This window comes from Klebsiella sp. PK01, from assembly GCF_057624675.1.
Genome location: NZ_JBYEZM010000002.1, coordinates 631,237 through 647,954, shown reverse-complemented (window position 1 = coordinate 647,954; position 16,718 = coordinate 631,237). Strand labels below are relative to the sequence as shown.

Sequence of the window (16,718 nt, the reverse complement as noted above, 5' to 3'; positions counted from 1 at the left end):
GAGATTATTTCTGCTGCTGAGAAGACTGAATCGCCGTCAGTGCGATGGTGTAGACGATATCGTCTACCAGCGCGCCGCGGGACAGGTCGTTTACCGGCTTACGCATACCCTGCAGCATCGGCCCGATGGAGATCAGGTCAGCGGAACGCTGTACGGCTTTGTAAGTGGTGTTACCGGTGTTCAGATCCGGGAAGATGAACACGGTCGCGCGTCCAGCTACCGGAGAGTTCGGCGCTTTGGACTTCGCTACGTCAGCCATCACTGCGGCATCATACTGCAGCGGACCGTCGATCATCAGGTCAGGACGTTTTTCCTGCGCCAGACGAGTCGCTTCGCGTACTTTTTCTACATCGCTACCTGCGCCGGAGGTGCCGGTGGAGTAGGAGAGCATCGCCACGCGCGGTTCGATACCGAAGGCAATCGCGGAATCAGCGGACTGAATCGCGATTTCCGCCAGCTGTTCTGCAGTCGGATCCGGGTTGATCGCGCAGTCGCCGTAAACGTAAACCTGTTCCGGCAGCAGCATGAAGAATACGGAAGAGACCAGCGAGCTGCCCGGCGCCGTTTTGATAAGCTGCAGCGGCGGACGGATGGTATTGGCGGTGGTGTGAACCGCGCCGGATACCAGGCCGTCAACTTCGTCTTGTTCCAGCATCAGGGTGCCGAGAACCACGTTATCTTCCAGTTGCTCGCGCGCAACCGCTTCGGTCATGCCTTTGTTCTTACGCAGTTCGACCAGACGCGCCACGTAGCTTTCGCGAACTACTTCCGGATCGACGATTTCAATACCAGCGCCCAGCTCTACGCCCTGAGAGGCCGCAACGCGGTTGATCTCATCCGGGTTACCCAGCAGCACGCAGGTAGCAATACCGCGCTCGGCGCAGATGGCCGCCGCTTTAACGGTACGCGGTTCGTCGCCTTCCGGCAGAACGACGCGTTTGCCCGCTTTACGCGCCAGCTCGGTCAGCTGGTAGCGGAAGGCCGGCGGAGACAGACGACGGCTGCGCTCGGAGGTCGCGGTCAGCGATTCGATCCAGTCGGCGTTGATGTAGTTGGCAACGTATTCCTGAACTTTCTCGATGCGCTCGTGATCGTCAACCGGTACTTCCAGGTTGAAGCTCTGCAGGCTCAGAGAGGTCTGCCAGGTGTTGGTGTTAACCATGAATACCGGCAGGCCGGTGGCGAAAGCGCGTTCGCACAGCTTGCTGATGCGCGCGTCCATTTCATAGCCGCCGGTCAGCAGGATGGCGCCGATTTCTACGCCGTTCATCGCCGCCAGGCAGGCCGCGACCAGTACGTCTGGACGGTCTGCGGAAGTCACCAGCAGAGAACCCGGACGGAAGTGCTCCAGCATGTGCGGAATGCTGCGCGCGCAGAAGGTTACGGACTTCACGCGGCGAGTATTGATGTCGCCTTCGTTGATCACGGTCGCGTTCAGGTGATGCGCCATGTCGATAGCGCGCGTGGCGATCAGATCGAAGCTCCATGGCACCGCGCCCAGCACCGGCAGCGGGCTGCCGTTCTGCAGCTGCGCAGGGTCGATCTTCACGACTTTCGCTTTAGACGAGTCGTCGAAGATTTCGGACAGGTCAGGGCGGGTACGGCCTTGTTCATCAACCGGAGCATTCAGTTTGTTAACGATAACGCCAGTGATGCTGGTGTTCTTCGCGCCGCCGAAGCTGTTGCGAGTCAGTTCAATACGCTCGTTCAGCTGTTCCGGGGTATCGGTGCCCTGGGACATCACGAAGACGATTTCCGCGTTAAGCGTTTTCGCGATTTCGTAGTTCAGAGACTGAGCGAACTGGTGTTTACGGGTCGGGACCAGGCCTTCAACCAGCACCACTTCAGCATCCTGAGTGTTGGCATGGTAGTTGGCGATGATTTCTTCCATCAGCACGTCTTTCTGGTTGCTGGACAGCAGCGACTCAACGTGGCTCATGTTCATCGGTTCAGCGGCAGTCGTCGTTGAAGAGCTGGCGCGAACGATGGTGGTAGTCTGGTCTGGAGTATCGCCACCGGAACGCGGCTGGGCGATAGGTTTAAAGACGCTCAGGCGAACGCCTTTGCGTTCCATAGCGCGGATAACACCGAGGCTGACGCTGGTCAGGCCTACGCTGGTTCCGGTAGGGATCAGCATGATAGTACGGGACACGATATATCCTCTTTCGTTACCGCCAGTTTTAGGCGGGATACAAAACAGCACCGCCAGCTTACCGTCATGCTTCAAGTGGTAACTCGAAGACGTCAGGGTTATCGCTGGCGGTGTGGAATTAAGCGGTCAGACGGTGTGCGTCTTGAGCGATAACCAGCTCTTCGTTGGTCGGGATAACCACGGCAGGGCGGGTACCTTCTTTGTTGATGAAGCCAGACTTACCGAAACGGGCAGCCAGGTTACGTTCGTGATCAACTTCGAAGCCCAGAACGCCCAGTTTACCCAGGGACAGCTCACGAACCATCGCGGCGTTTTCACCGATACCACCGGTGAAGATAACCGCGTCCAGACGACCGTCCATCAGCGCGGTGTAAGAACCGATGTATTTCGCCAGGCGGTGGCAGTAAACGTCCATTGCGCGCTTAGCGTCAGCTTTATCCGCGTAGTTGTCTTCAACGTAGCGGCAGTCGCTGGTGACTTCGGTCAGACCCAGCAGGCCGGACTCTTTGGTCAGCATTTTGTTGATAGCATCTACGCTCATACCCAGCGCGTCGTGCAGGTGGAAAATGATCGCCGGGTCGATATCGCCAGAGCGAGTACCCATCACCAGACCTTCCAGCGGGGTCAGACCCATGGAGGTATCAACGCATTTACCGTTACGGATAGCGGAAACGGAACCACCGTTGCCGAGGTGGCAGGTGATGATGTTCAGTTCTTCAACCGGCTTGTTCAGTACCTTAGCGGCTTCCTGAGTCACATAGTAGTGGCTGGTGCCGTGCGCGCCGTAACGACGTACGCCGTGCTCTTTGTACAGGCTGTACGGCAGGGCGTACAGGTAGGACTCTTCCGGCATGGTCTGATGGAACGCGGTGTCGAACACGGCAACGTTCTTGTCTTTCAGGTGCGGGAAGGATTTCAGCGCTTCAGCGATACCGATCAGGTGCGCCGGGTTGTGCAGCGGTGCGAAGGAAGCGGAGTCTTTGATGCCCTGAATAACGGAATCGTCGATGACAACGGAACTGGTGTATTTTTCACCGCCGTGAACGATACGATGGCCAATTGCGGTCAGCTGTGCTGACAGTTCTGGTTTTTGTGCCAGAATAGTGTTAACGATAAAGTTCAGCGCTTCACTGTGAGCGGCGCCTGCGCCTAACTCAGCTTCGTGTTTGCCGCCGTCCATTTTCCATTTGATACGGGCTTCAGGAAGATGGAAACATTCGGCTAAACCGGAGAGATATTCGTCACCGTTAACGGCATCCAGGATAGCAAATTTCAGGGAAGAGCTACCGCAGTTCAGAACCAGTACTAACTTACTCGACATGGAAGTACCTTTTATGATACGTGGCTAAAAAAACATCAGTGTGTCACAAAGCGTAGCGCAGGATGACATCGACATTTATGATTAACATCATGCCTTGTTCTGTTTTCTGGCACGATGAGGGAAGTACATATGATTTTATGTCATTTTGCATAATTTTCCGCCAGCAGCAGAATATGCGATAATTTGACTAACCTGGTAAAAGGGTCTAACCGCCCTCTCAGGTGGGCACAGGATACCTGATTGCCGCATCCATTGCCAAAATCTTTTGAACGTTGTCATGCACAGTTGGTGTTTTGCACGAAAATTTTAAGTTTTATATGTAAAGTTGAGGTATAGCCATGTCGACCCCTGAGAATCGCCCCGTTAGCTTTTTTAGCTTGTTTCGTCGCGGGCAGCACTATGCGAAGACCTGGCCCCTCGATAAGCGATTGGCGCCGGTGTTTGTCGAAAACCGCATTATTCGCGCTACCCGCTACGCGATTCGCATCATGCCGCCGGTTGCGGTCTTCACCTTATGCTGGCAGATAGCGCTCGGCGGCCAGCTTGGCCCGGCCGTCGCCACCGCGCTGTTTGCCTTAAGCCTGCCGATGCAGGGGCTGTGGTGGTTGGGCAAGCGTTCCGTGACGCCATTACCGCCATCAATATTGAACTGGTTTTATGAAGTGCGCGGCAAATTACAAGAGGCCGGGCAGGCGTTAGCGCCGGTTGACGGCAAGCCGGATTACCAGGCGCTGGCTGACACGCTTAAGCGCGCCTTCAAACAACTGGATAAAACTTTCCTTGATGATTTGTAATTCCATACGGAAAACGCATATAAAAGAAGGCGCATGATTTATGCGCCTTCTTTATTTCACGCCGTAAGTGCTACAGGAGTCAAAAATGGAAATGACCAATGCGCAGCGTCTGATTTTGTCCAATCAGTACAAGATGATGACTATGCTCGACCCGGACAACGCCGAACGCTACCGCCGTCTACAGACCATCATCGAGCGTGGATATGGGCTGCAAATGCGCGAGCTGGACCGCGAATTTGGCCAACTGACGGAAGAAACCTGCCGGACCATTATCGATATCATGGAGATGTACCACGCGCTGCACGTTTCGTGGACCAACCTGAAGGACGCCTCCGCTATCGATGAACGTCGGGTGACCTTCCTTGGTTTTGACGTCGCCACCGAGGCCCGCTATCTCGGCTACGTGCGCTTTATGGTCAATGTAGAAGGGCGCTATAGCCACTTCGACGCCGGGACTCACGGCTTTAACTCGCAGACGCCGATGTGGGAAAAATACCAGCGTATGCTGGCCGCCTGGCACTCCTGCCCGCGCCAGTATCACTTGAGTAGTAACGAAATTAACCAAATTATCAATGCCTGATGGAGGTGCCCGTGCAGTGTAAAGGTTTCCTGTTCGATCTCGACGGGACGCTGGTAGATTCTTTGCCGGTGGTCGAGCGTTCATGGTGTAAATGGGGCGATCGTTTCGGCATTCCGCACGATGAGATTCTCGGTTTCATTCACGGTAAACAGGCCATCACTTCGATTCGTCATTTTATGCCGGGGCGCAGCGAAGAGGATATTCAGGCCGAGTTCCGCTTCCTTGAGCAGATTGAAGCCACCGATATCGACGGCATTGTTGCACTGCCGGGCGCGTTAAGCTTGCTGAACACGCTTAATGAAGCGGGGATCCCGTGGGCTATCGTGACTTCGGGTTCCATTCCGGTTGCTCACGCCCGCCACCGCGCGGCAGGTCTGCCGATGCCGAAAGTGTTCGTTACCGCCGAGCAGGTGAAGAAGGGGAAACCGGCGCCGGATGCCTATCTGCTCGGCGCCGAACTGCTGGGCATACCGGCACAACAGTGCGCGGTGGTGGAAGATGCGCCGGCGGGTCTGCTTTCCGGGCTGGCTGCCGGATGCCGCACCATCGCCGTCAACGTTCCGGCTGATGCGCCGCGCCTTGATGAGGCCGATCTGGTGCTGACGACCCTCGAAAGCTTGCGCATTGAGCGGCAGGCGGATGGCAATGTTCAGGTGAATCTTAAAGCATAATCTCATGACTTAGCCCCGCGTTGCCGGGGCTTTTTTGTGCCACAATTTCGGCTCCCTCTTCAGACAAGGATAAGTTGTGAACGGTGAATTGATTTGGGTGTTATCGCTACTGGCCATCGCGGTTGTCTTGTTTGCGACCGGCAAGGTGCGCATGGATGCCATCGCGCTGATGGTGATAGTTGCGTTTGTGCTTAGCGGTACCTTAACCCTCAGCGAAGCCTTCTCCGGCTTTAGCGATCCGAACGTTATTCTCATTGCTGCTTTATTTATCATTGGCGACGGCCTGGTGCGCACCGGCGTGGCGACTAAAATGGGCTCCTGGCTGGTCAAGGTTGCCGGCAATAGCGAAACCAAAATGCTGGTCTACCTGATGCTCACCGTTGCCGGACTGGGGGCGTTTATGAGCTCAACCGGCGTAGTGGCGATATTTATTCCGGTGGTGCTCAGCGTCTCGCTGCGTATGAATACCTCGCCGTCGCGGCTGATGATGCCGCTAAGCTTCGCCGGGCTGATTAGCGGCATGATGACGCTGGTGGCGACGCCGCCGAACCTGGTGGTCAACAGTGAGCTGCTGCGCGAGGGGTTGCATGGCTTCAGCTTCTTCAGCGTGACCCCGATTGGCCTGGTGGTGCTGGTGTTGGGTATCGTCTATATGCTGGTGATGCGCTTTATGCTGAAGGGCGAAGATGACAGCGCCGCCCGCGATGGCCGCAAGAAAAGCACCTTCCGCGATTTAATCAAAGAGTACCACCTCACCGGTAGGGCGCGCCGGCTGGCGATTCGTCCGGGCTCGCCGATGATCGGCCAGCGGCTTGATGATTTAAAGCTGCGTGAACGCTACTGCGCCAACGTTATCGGCGTCGAACGCTGGCGGCGTTTTCGCCGGGTGATCGTCAACGTTAACGGGGTGTCGGAGTTTCGCGCCCGCGACGTGTTGCTGATCGATATGTCGGCATCCGACGTCGATCTGCGGCAGTTTTGCGGCGAGCAGATGCTTGAGCCGATGGTGCTGCGCGGCGAATACTTTTCCGACCAGGCGCTGGACGTCGGTATGGCGGAAGTTTCGTTAATCCCTGACTCAGAGCTTATCGGCAAAACGGTGCGCGAGATGGCCTTCCGTACCCGTTTTGGTCTGAATATCGTTGGCCTGAAGCGCGATGGTAAAGCGCTCGACGGCGCGGTAGTTGATGAACAACTCCAGTTAGGCGACATTATGCTGGTAGTTGGCAACTGGCGGCAGATAGCCATGCTGGCAAAACGCGGCCGCGATTTTGTGGTGCTGAATATGCCGGTAGAGGTCAACGATGCTTCGCCCGCGCACAGTCAGGCGCCGCACGCCATTTTCTGCCTGGTGTTAATGGTAGCGCTGATGCTTACCGATGAAATCCCCAATCCTATCGCCGCAATAATTGCCTGCCTGTTGATGGGCAAGTTTCGCTGCATCAACGCCGAGAGCGCCTATAAGGCGATCCACTGGCCGAGCATCATTTTGATTGTAGGTATGATGCCCTTCGCCCTGGCATTGCAGAAAACCGGCGGCGTGGATTTAGTGGTGCAGGGATTAATGGACGTCGCCGGAAGTAAAGGCCCCTATTTGATGCTGGGTTGTCTGTTTATGATGTGCGCGGCGATTGGGCTGTTTATCTCGAATACCGCGACGGCGGTGCTGATGGCGCCAATTGCTCTGGCGGCGGCGAAATCGATGGGAGTATCGCCATATCCTTTTGCCATGGTGGTGGCGATGGCGGCTTCGGCGGCGTTTATGACCCCGGTCTCTTCACCGGTTAATACGCTGGTGCTCGGACCCGGTAAATATTCGTTCAGTGATTTTGTCAAAATCGGTGTGCCCTTCACCGTACTGGTGATGGTGGTCTGCGTACTGTTGATCCCGGTACTCTTTCCGTTTTAATTCATTCAGGCCGGGCAGGGGCTGCCCGGCCTGAATATTAAAGCGGTGAATCCTGGCTGATTTCATCAAGCGACAGCTGGAAGCTCGGGACAAATACCTGCATAAAGTAATCCATCTCCGGGCTACGGCGCGACTCCAGCGTTTTTTCCAGCCGACCTTTCGCCAGCAGAAATTCGTTATTGCCGGCAGAAAGCTCTTCAAGACATTTCAGATAAGCGCACAGGGCGTCAGCCTGCTTCACAATCGACTGCTCTTCTTCGCTGTAATGGTGTTCATCAATCAGTGGCTCAAAGATATCGCGCAGCTCATCGGGAACCATATCGACCAGTTTTTGCTGAGCGATTTTTTCAATCGCTTTATATTCCTGGGCAATCTGCGAATTGAAATATTTCACCGGCGTGGGCAGATCGCCGGTGAGGACCTCGGAGGCATCGTGATACATCGCCAGCAGGGCAATGCGTTCGGCGTTGACCTGGCCGCCAAACTTGCGGTTCTTAATTGCCGCCAGCGCGTGGGCGACCATCGCCACCTGCAAACTGTGCTCGGAGACGTTCTCGGTGCGCACATTGCGCATCAAAGGCCAGCGGTTGATTAGTTTCAGGCGGGAGAGGTGGGCAAAGAAATGACTCTGACTCATAGGAACCCTTAAGCAGTGACAACATCGGGTTCCATTGTGCGCAGGGATCGCCGCCGGATGCAAATACCGGCGGCGGCGCGATTAAAGCTGATGATAGCCGGAGAGGAAGCGCCCGAAGCGGGAAATCGCCATTTCCAGGTCATCTTCACGCGGCAGGGTGACGATACGCACGTGATCCGGCCACGGCCAGTTGAAGGCGGTACCCTGGACAAGCAGCACTTTCTCCTGCAGCAGGAAATCGAGCACCATTTTCTGGTCATCGTGGATATTAAAGCGTTTGGCGTCGATTTTCGGGAACATATACAGCGCGCCTTTTGGCTTGACGCAGGAGACGCCCGGGATCTCGTTGATTAACTCCCAGGCGCGGTTACGTTGCTCATACAAGCGCCCGCCCGGAATGATAAATTCGCTAATGCTCTGATAGCCGCCTAGCGCGGTTTGGATAGCGTGTTGCGCCGGGACGTTGGCGCACAGGCGCATCGAGGCCAGCATTTCCAGCCCTTCGATATAGCCTTTGGCGTGCTTTTTCGGCCCGTTCAGCACCATCCAGCCCTGGCGGAAACCAGCGACGCGATAGGTCTTCGACAGCCCGTTGAAGGTGACGGTTAACATATCCGGCGCCAGCGCGGCGATAGAGTGATGTTCGGCGTCGTCATACAGGATCTTGTCGTAGATTTCGTCGGCGAAAATAATCAGGTTGTGCTGACGGGCGATCTCGACGATCTCCTGCAGCAGCTCTTTGGAATAAACGGCGCCCGTTGGGTTATTCGGGTTAATGATGACGATCCCGCGGGTGCGCGGCGTTATTTTGGCGCGGATATCGTCGAGATCCGGGAACCAGTCTGAGGATTCGTCGCACAGATAGTGCACCGCTTTGCCGCTGGAAAGCGAGACCGCTGCGGTCCAGAGCGGGTAGTCAGGGGCTGGAACCAGCATCTCGTCGCCGCTGTTGAGCAGGGCCTGCATGGCCTGGACGATCAGCTCGGAAACGCCGTTACCGATATAGATATCTTCCACGGTAACATCGCGCATTCCGCGCGCCTGGTAGTGCTGCATAATTGCTTTACGGGCGGAATAGAGACCTTTTGAGTCGCTGTAGCCCTGGGCGGTCGGCAGATTGCGGATAACGTCGACGAGGATTTCGTCAGGCGCATCAAAGCCGAACGGCGCCGGGTTGCCGATATTCAGCTTGAGTACCTTGTTGCCTTCTTCTTCAAGGCGTTTCGCTTCTTTGAGAACCGGACCGCGGATGTCATAACAGACATTCTCTAACTTGCTGGATTTTTCGATAGGGGACATGAACCTTTGACCTTTTAGCTGTTATCGCCACTCCCTGCCGTGGAAGTCAGCACGGAACAATGTACTCCGCATCCCCGCTGTTTTGAAGGGTTAACAGGAGAAGATTTTGCGAATAGTATTTTTTTAGAGTAATGAATTTGTCTGTGTAATGGCGTTATTCTTTATATAATGTGCCTGATATGGGTTTTGGAATGGTTTTATGTTGCGCATATTGCGCAATTGTATGGATATTTATCTGGTTTGTTGCTGATGGAAAAAGCGAGTTGCCTGAATTTTAACCGCTAAAAGACACTATTCTAATTAGAAAGAGGGTGCTGATAACTGTAGCAACTATGTTAATTTTTTTTAATAAAACATGCCAATTAATGAATCAGGTATATTTGATTGCATAGATTATTTCGGGTTTTGTTAATTTAATTATAGTGCTGCAAAAATGTTTAAAATTACCTTAGATAATACTGATTAGCGCTTATAAATATTGTGGTTTTCGGTTAGGATATGACGGTTAATATCGACGTATAAACCTCTGTTTAACGGCGTGATTTTATTAATATATTGTTATTGCAGGCTTTTTTGTTTGTGTTCCAGCAGGCGTTGTTATGCGTGTCGGGCTTCCGGGCGTAACGAGATTTGTTATTGCAGACTTTGTTTGAGATTCATCACATAACGTAAGTCTCAGTAATTAAAAATGCGTAGAGCTACGAACAAAATATTACTCAAATTTTTCGCACATTTGTCGCGAACGAGTGCTTTCACATGCAATGACGTTCTTCCAGTTGTCATCCGCGGCAATTGTCCGCTCGGCACGAGGCTCATGGAATAGCCGGAAACCTGGATACAGCATCAACAAGGCAGGCCAGCATCAGCGCCTGTAAGTGAAGAAATATGATAAATGCAAATCGTCCGATACTGAATCTCGATCTCGATCTGCTGCGGACCTTCGTCGCCGTCGCCGATCTGAGCACCTTTGCGGCGGCCGCTGCCGCGGTATGTCGTACCCAGTCCGCCGTCAGTCAGCAGATGCAGCGCCTGGAGCAACTGGTTGGCAAAGAGCTTTTCGCTCGCCATGGGCGTAATAAATTACTGACCGAGCAGGGGATCCAACTGCTCAGCTACGCGCGTAAAATACTGCGTTTTAATGATGAAGCCTGCATGTCGCTAATGTTTGGCAGCCTGCAGGGGACGCTGACTATCGGCGCTGCCGATGAAACGGCGGATACCATCCTGCCTTATCTGCTCAATCGAATCGGCAGCTTCTATCCCAAACTGACGCTGGAAATTAAGGTCCTGAATTACGCCGATATCGTCGCGAAGTTGGGCAGCGGCGAGATTGACCTGGCGTTAACTACCCATCAAACCGGCGAATTTGACGTCCTGACGCTGCGTACCTCGCCGACGCTGTGGTACTGCGCCGCGGATTATGTACTGGCGCACGGAGAATCCGTTCCGCTGGTGCTGCTCGAAGAGTCAGGGCCGTTCCGTGAAGATATCATTTCCGCGCTTAATGCCGCGCAGGTCCCCTGGCATCTGGCGCATGCCGCCAGTTCTCTGGCCGGGGTAAAAGCCGCGGTGAAGGCGGGGCTTGGCGTCACCGCGCGACCGGTTGAAATGATGAGCCCTGAGCTGCGCGTGCCGGGTAAAAGCGATGGCCTACCGGGTTTGCCGGATACCCACTATGTGTTGAGCTGTAATCCACAGCGGGAAAACGAGCTGGCGCAGGCAATTTTTCAGTCGCTGAGCCAGGACCATAATCCGTGGAAAACAGAAACGCTCTATACCCCGGAAGGGGGAGACGGCTCCCTGGTTTCATAAAGCCAAATTATCATATATCGATCACAATAATCCGGTAACAAAATGTAAGTGTAAAAAAGAGTCGCCGATCGACAAAATGAGGTCAGTGGCTCTTTTTTTTTATATTTTACAAGGATTTTAAGCAGTTTAATAATTTATTGATATATGAATCAATAGGTTGGCCCGGAAGCGGCCATTGTTTCCCTGTTTTTAGCTGCAGTTTCAATACTTCCTGCTAATGTTAAAAAACCGGATAGATTGTTGCCGTTTTTCTGATGTAATTAACAAAAGCGTGTCACAGATCAAGAAAATACCCCTACTTGGGGGGAGGAATCGCGGCCAAATCCTGTCAAAATAGATTGGCGAAACTGATTTACGTCTAAAACGGACACGATTCAACAACACTAAATCCGAATGATATGCAAGGTTATTACGCAACAAAGGGCATTTAATGTTAATGAAAAGATTCCAATGTAAATTAATGTAGTTAAAACTTTTGTTAAAGTTGACAAAAGGTTAAAGAAAGGGGTAAAAAGCCACGGCATTTGGGCTTCCTCATCAACCAGGGACGCTTTTTTGCAAGGTCATTTTTTTATTCCTCCCGTGAAACGCTGTGGCGTTCATCTGCCATCAAGAGCAGAGGGTTTTGGCGCTACACTTTTTTGGTTAAGCAATGCGTATGTCAACATCCACTGAAGTCATCGCTCATCATTGGGCATTCGCTATATTTCTCATCATCGCTATCGGTCTGTGCTGCCTGATGCTCGTCGGCGGCTGGTACCTCGGCGGTCGCGCGCGCGCGCGTAGCAAAAACACGCCGTTTGAATCGGGGATCGACTCCGTTGGTTCGGCCCGCTTACGTCTTTCTGCGAAGTTTTATCTGGTCGCCATGTTCTTCGTTATCTTCGACGTGGAAGCCCTGTATCTCTACGCATGGTCAACCTCCATTCGCGAAAGCGGCTGGGTTGGCTTTGTGGAAGCCGCAATTTTCATTTTAGTGCTACTGGCTGGTCTGGTTTACCTCGTTCGCATCGGCGCACTGGACTGGACGCCTGCGCGTTCCCGTCGCACGCTGGTTAACCCGGAAACAGACAGTCCCACTAACCGTCATATGCAGTAAAAGCGAGGCAATAAGATGGATTATACGCTCACCCGCATAGATCCTAACGGTGAGAACGACCGTTACCCCCTGCAAAAACAGGAGATCGTAACCGACCCCCTGGAGCAAGAAGTCAATAAAAGCGTGTATATGGGGAAACTCGAACATGCGCTGCATGACATGGTGAACTGGGGCCGTAAGAACTCGATTTGGCCGTACAACTTCGGCCTGTCTTGCTGCTATGTAGAAATGGTGACGTCATTCACTGCGGTGCATGACGTTGCGCGTTTTGGCGCGGAAGTACTGCGTGCCTCTCCGCGTCAGGCCGACCTGATGGTGGTCGCCGGCACCTGCTTCACCAAAATGGCCCCGGTAATTCAGCGCCTGTACGATCAGATGCTGGAGCCGAAGTGGGTTATCTCTATGGGCGCATGCGCTAACTCCGGCGGGATGTACGATATCTACTCCGTCGTGCAGGGCGTGGATAAGTTTATTCCGGTTGATGTTTACATCCCGGGCTGTCCGCCGCGTCCGGAAGCTTATATGCAGGCGCTGATGCTGCTGCAGGAATCCATTGGTAAAGAGCGCCGTCCTCTCTCCTGGGTGGTTGGCGATCAGGGCGTCTATCGCGCCAACATGCAATCCGAGCGCGAGCGTAAACGCGGCGAACGAATTGCGGTGACCAATCTGCGGACTCCGGACGAGATTTAACTTGCGCCTGCGGGCGGGAACCAGACTTCGCAAATCAATCTACAAAAGCAGCGAAGCCTCGCCCGGCAGTCACCACGGACCTTTTGCAATGGTGAACAATATGACTGATTTAACCGCGCATGACGCCGCACCAGCCTGGCAAACCCGCGATCACCTTGATGACCCGGTGATCGGCGAACTGCGCAACCGTTTTGGGCCGGATGCCTTTACCGTTCAGCCTACCCGTACCGGCGTTCCGGTGGTGTGGGTGAAGCGCGAACAGCTGCTTGAGGTGGGTGATTTCCTGAAGAGATTGCCAAAACCTTACGTGATGCTGTTTGACCTGCACGGCATGGACGAACGTTTACGTACGCACCGCGATGGTTTGCCAGCCGCGGATTTTTCCGTTTTCTACCACCTGATCTCAGTAGACCGCAACCGCGATATCATGCTCAAGGTGGCGTTGTCTGAAAACGATCTGCATCTGCCGACCTTCACCAAACTTTTCCCTAACGCCAACTGGTATGAGCGTGAAACCTGGGAAATGTTTGGCGTGACCTTTGACGGTCACCCGAATCTGCGCCGCATCATGATGCCGCCGACCTGGGAAGGCCACCCGCTGCGTAAAGACTATCCGGCGCGCGCCACCGAATTCGATCCGTTTGAGCTGACTAAAGCCAAGCAGGATCTGGAAATGGAAGCGTTAACCTTCAAGCCGGAAGAGTGGGGCATGAAGCGCGGCACCGAAAACGAGGACTTTATGTTCCTTAACCTCGGCCCGAACCACCCGTCCGCTCACGGCGCATTCCGTATCATTCTGCAGCTGGATGGCGAAGAGATCGTCGACTGCGTGCCGGATATCGGCTACCACCACCGCGGCGCGGAGAAGATGGGCGAACGCCAGTCCTGGCACAGCTACATCCCTTACACCGACCGTATTGAATACCTCGGCGGCTGCGTCAACGAGATGCCGTACGTACTGGCGGTGGAAAAACTGGCCGGGATCACCGTGCCGGATCGCGTGAACGTGATCCGCGTGATGCTGTCCGAACTGTTCCGCATCAACAGCCACCTGCTGTATATCTCGACCTTTATTCAGGACGTCGGCGCGATGACGCCGGTCTTCTTCGCCTTTACCGACCGTCAGAAAATCTACGATCTGGTCGAAGCGATCACCGGTTTCCGTATGCACCCGGCGTGGTTCCGCATCGGCGGCGTCGCCCACGACCTGCCGCGCGGCTGGGATCGCCTGCTGCGTGAATTCCTTGAGTGGATGCCGAAGCGCCTGGATTCCTATGAGAAAGCCGCGCTGCGCAACACCATTCTTATTGGCCGCTCGAAAGGCGTTGCCGCCTACACCGCGAAAGAAGCGCTGGAGTGGGGCACCACCGGCGCAGGCCTGCGCGCGACCGGTATCGGCTTCGACGTGCGTAAATGGCGTCCTTATTCTGGCTACGAAAACTTCGACTTTGAAATCCCGACCGGCGGCGGCGTTTCCGACTGCTACACCCGCGTGATGCTGAAAGTGGAAGAGCTGCGCCAGAGCCTGCGCATTCTCCAGCAGTGCCTCGATAATATGCCGGAAGGCCCGTTCAAAGCGGATCACCCGCTGACCACGCCGCCGCCGAAAGAGCGCACGCTGCAGCACATTGAGACCCTGATTACTCACTTCCTGCAGGTTTCCTGGGGCCCGGTGATGCCGGCCAACGAATCCTTCCAGATGGTTGAAGCGACGAAGGGGATTAACAGTTACTACCTGACCAGCGACGGCAGCACCATGAGTTACCGTACCCGTATTCGTACCCCGAGCTATGCGCACCTGCAGCAGATCCCGGCGGCGATCCGCGGCAGCCTGGTATCCGACCTTATTGTCTATCTGGGTAGTATCGATTTTGTTATGTCAGACGTGGACCGCTAATTATGCACGAGAATCAACAACCACAAACCGAGGCTTTTGAGCTGAGTGCGGCAGAGCGTGAGGCTATTGAGCACGAGAAGCACCACTACGAAGACCCGCGTGCGGCGTCCATCGAAGCGCTGAAAATTGTTCAAAAACAGCGCGGCTGGGTGCCGGATGGCGCGATCTATGCGATCGCCGATGTGCTGGGGATCCCGGCAAGCGACGTCGAAGGCGTGGCGACATTCTATAGCCAGATCTTCCGCCAGCCGGTTGGCCGTCACGTGATCCGCTACTGCGATAGCGTGGTGTGCCATATCACTGGCTTCCAGGGGATCCAGTCGGCTATCGAGAAAAAGCTGGACATCAAACCGGGTCAAACCACCTTTGATGGCCGCTTCACGCTGCTGCCGACCTGTTGCCTTGGCAACTGCGACAAGGGGCCGACCATGATGATTGATGACGACACGCACAGTTATCTGACGCCGGAAGCGATTCCTGACCTCCTGGAGCGGTATAAATGAAAACCATTATTCGTACTGCCGAAACGCATCCATTAACCTGGCGTCTGCGCGATGACAAGCAGCCGGTGTGGCTGGACGAGTATCGCAGCAAAAACGGTTATGAAGGGGCGCGCAAGGCCTTAGGCGGCATGGCGCCGGATGAAATCGTCAATGCGGTAAAAGACGCCGGCCTGAAAGGGCGCGGCGGCGCGGGCTTTTCCACCGGTCTGAAGTGGAGCCTGATGCCGAAAGACGAGTCCATGAACATCCGTTACCTGCTGTGTAACGCTGATGAAATGGAACCGGGCACCTATAAAGACCGTCTGCTGATGGAACAGCTGCCGCACCTGCTGGTGGAAGGTATGCTGATCTCCGCCTTTGCGCTGAAGGCATACCGCGGTTACATCTTCCTGCGCGGCGAATATATCGAAGCGGCGCAGCATCTGCGTCGCGCGATCGCCGAAGCCACCGAAGCGGGCCTGTTGGGGAAAAATATCCTCGGCACCGGTTTTGACTTCGAGCTGTTCGTGCATACCGGGGCAGGGCGCTATATCTGCGGTGAAGAGACGGCGCTTATCAACTCGCTGGAAGGCCGCCGCGCGAACCCGCGCTCCAAGCCGCCGTTCCCGGCGAGCTCGGGCGTATGGGGCAAACCGACCTGCGTCAACAACGTTGAAACCCTGTGCAACGTGCCAGCCATTCTCGCCAACGGCGTGGAGTGGTACCAGAATATTTCAACCAGCAAAGATGCCGGCACCAAGCTGATGGGCTTCTCCGGGCGCGTGAAGAATCCGGGCGTCTGGGAACTGCCGTTCGGCACCACCGCGCGCGAGATCCTCGAAGATTACGCCGGCGGCATGCGCGATGGCCTGAAGTTTAAAGCCTGGCAGCCGGGCGGTGCCGGTACCGACTTCCTGACCGAAGCGCACCTCGATTTGCCGATGGAGTTTGAAAGCATTGGTAAGGCAGGGAGCCGTCTGGGCACCGCGCTGGCGATGGCCGTCGACCACGAGATCGGCATGGTTCCGCTGGTGCGCAACCTCGAAGAATTTTTTGCCCGCGAATCCTGCGGCTGGTGTACGCCTTGCCGCGACGGCCTGCCGTGGAGCGTGAAGATCCTGCGCGCCCTGGAGCGCGGCGAAGGCCAGCCTGGCGACATCGAAACCCTTGAGCAACTGTGTCGATTCCTCGGGCCGGGTAAAACCTTCTGCGCGCACGCGCCGGGCGCGGTTGAACCGCTGCAGAGCGCTATCAAATATTTCCGCGAAGAATTCGAGGCTGGCATTAAGCAGCAGTTCAGCAATACCCATGCAATTAACGGTATTCAGCCGAACCTGCTTAAGACGCGCTGGTAATCTAAAGGTTTTTTATTTTT

The 16,718-nt window shown here is 54.9% G+C and carries 14 protein-coding genes; 10 read left to right on the top strand and 4 right to left on the bottom strand.

Annotation, left to right across the window (positions count from 1 at the left end; genetic code table 11):
• Positions 1-4: 4 nt before the first annotated feature.
• Complete coding sequence (pta, locus tag AC22LX_RS08220) at positions 5-2,152, bottom strand: phosphate acetyltransferase (protein ID WP_026612251.1); 2,148 nt, start codon at positions 2,150-2,152, stop codon at positions 5-7.
• 118 nt (positions 2,153-2,270) lie between these two features.
• The gene (gene ackA, locus AC22LX_RS08215) at positions 2,271-3,473 is read right to left on the bottom strand and encodes an acetate kinase (protein WP_045391478.1); all 1,203 of its coding nucleotides are present in this window, start codon (positions 3,471-3,473) and stop codon (positions 2,271-2,273) included.
• A 338-nt stretch (positions 3,474-3,811) separates the two neighbouring features.
• On the opposite strand from ackA, the gene yfbV reads away from it, so the two are divergent.
• From yfbV to AC22LX_RS08195, 4 genes are all read left to right on the top strand, one after another.
• The gene (yfbV, locus tag AC22LX_RS08210) at positions 3,812-4,267 is read left to right on the top strand and encodes a terminus macrodomain insulation protein YfbV (protein WP_045391475.1); all 456 of its coding nucleotides are present in this window, start codon (positions 3,812-3,814) and stop codon (positions 4,265-4,267) included.
• A gap of 85 nt (positions 4,268-4,352) precedes the next feature.
• Positions 4,353-4,847 (top strand): YfbU family protein, encoded by a 495-nt coding sequence (locus AC22LX_RS08205; RefSeq protein ID WP_045391472.1) that lies wholly within the window; start codon positions 4,353-4,355, stop codon positions 4,845-4,847.
• 11 nt (positions 4,848-4,858) lie between these two features.
• Positions 4,859-5,518 carry a sugar phosphatase gene (locus AC22LX_RS08200; protein ID WP_047043353.1) on the top strand — a complete coding sequence of 220 codons (660 nt, stop codon included), beginning with the start codon at positions 4,859-4,861 and terminating at the stop codon, positions 5,516-5,518.
• 76 nt (positions 5,519-5,594) lie between these two features.
• Positions 5,595-7,427, top strand: coding sequence for an SLC13 family permease (locus AC22LX_RS08195; protein WP_487333911.1), 1,833 nt, complete (start codon positions 5,595-5,597; stop codon positions 7,425-7,427).
• A 37-nt stretch (positions 7,428-7,464) separates the two neighbouring features.
• Here the strand turns inward: AC22LX_RS08195 and yfbR are convergent, their stop codons facing one another.
• Positions 7,465-8,064 carry a 5'-deoxynucleotidase gene (gene yfbR, locus AC22LX_RS08190; RefSeq protein WP_032712094.1) on the bottom strand — a complete coding sequence of 200 codons (600 nt, stop codon included), beginning with the start codon at positions 8,062-8,064 and terminating at the stop codon, positions 7,465-7,467.
• An 81-nt stretch (positions 8,065-8,145) separates the two neighbouring features.
• A complete protein-coding gene (alaA, locus tag AC22LX_RS08185; RefSeq protein ID WP_015365583.1) occupies positions 8,146-9,363 on the bottom strand; it encodes an alanine transaminase AlaA in 1,218 nt (405 codons plus the stop codon).
• 885 nt (positions 9,364-10,248) lie between these two features.
• Here alaA and AC22LX_RS08180 point away from each other — a divergent pair.
• The 6 genes from AC22LX_RS08180 (at position 10,249) to nuoF (ending at position 16,698) form a co-directional block, all read left to right on the top strand.
• Complete coding sequence (locus tag AC22LX_RS08180) at positions 10,249-11,175, top strand: LysR family transcriptional regulator (RefSeq protein ID WP_045391466.1); 927 nt, start codon at positions 10,249-10,251, stop codon at positions 11,173-11,175.
• Between the two features lie 652 nt (positions 11,176-11,827).
• Positions 11,828-12,274: an NADH-quinone oxidoreductase subunit NuoA gene (nuoA, locus tag AC22LX_RS08175; protein WP_002913181.1), complete on the top strand. Its 447-nt coding sequence runs from the start codon at positions 11,828-11,830 to the stop codon at positions 12,272-12,274.
• A 15-nt stretch (positions 12,275-12,289) separates the two neighbouring features.
• The gene (gene nuoB, locus AC22LX_RS08170) at positions 12,290-12,964 is read left to right on the top strand and encodes an NADH-quinone oxidoreductase subunit NuoB (RefSeq protein WP_002913178.1); all 675 of its coding nucleotides are present in this window, start codon (positions 12,290-12,292) and stop codon (positions 12,962-12,964) included.
• An 88-nt stretch (positions 12,965-13,052) separates the two neighbouring features.
• Positions 13,053-14,861 carry an NADH-quinone oxidoreductase subunit C/D gene (gene nuoC, locus AC22LX_RS08165; protein WP_015365585.1) on the top strand — a complete coding sequence of 603 codons (1,809 nt, stop codon included), beginning with the start codon at positions 13,053-13,055 and terminating at the stop codon, positions 14,859-14,861.
• A 2-nt stretch (positions 14,862-14,863) separates the two neighbouring features.
• A complete protein-coding gene (gene nuoE, locus AC22LX_RS08160) occupies positions 14,864-15,364 on the top strand; it encodes an NADH-quinone oxidoreductase subunit NuoE (protein ID WP_015365586.1) in 501 nt (166 codons plus the stop codon).
• Entirely contained in the window at positions 15,361-16,698 is a 1,338-nt protein-coding gene (gene nuoF / locus AC22LX_RS08155) for an NADH-quinone oxidoreductase subunit NuoF (protein ID WP_045391464.1), read from the top strand. Before nuoE ends, nuoF begins: the two co-directional genes overlap by 4 nt.
• Positions 16,699-16,718: the final 20 nt, after the last annotated feature.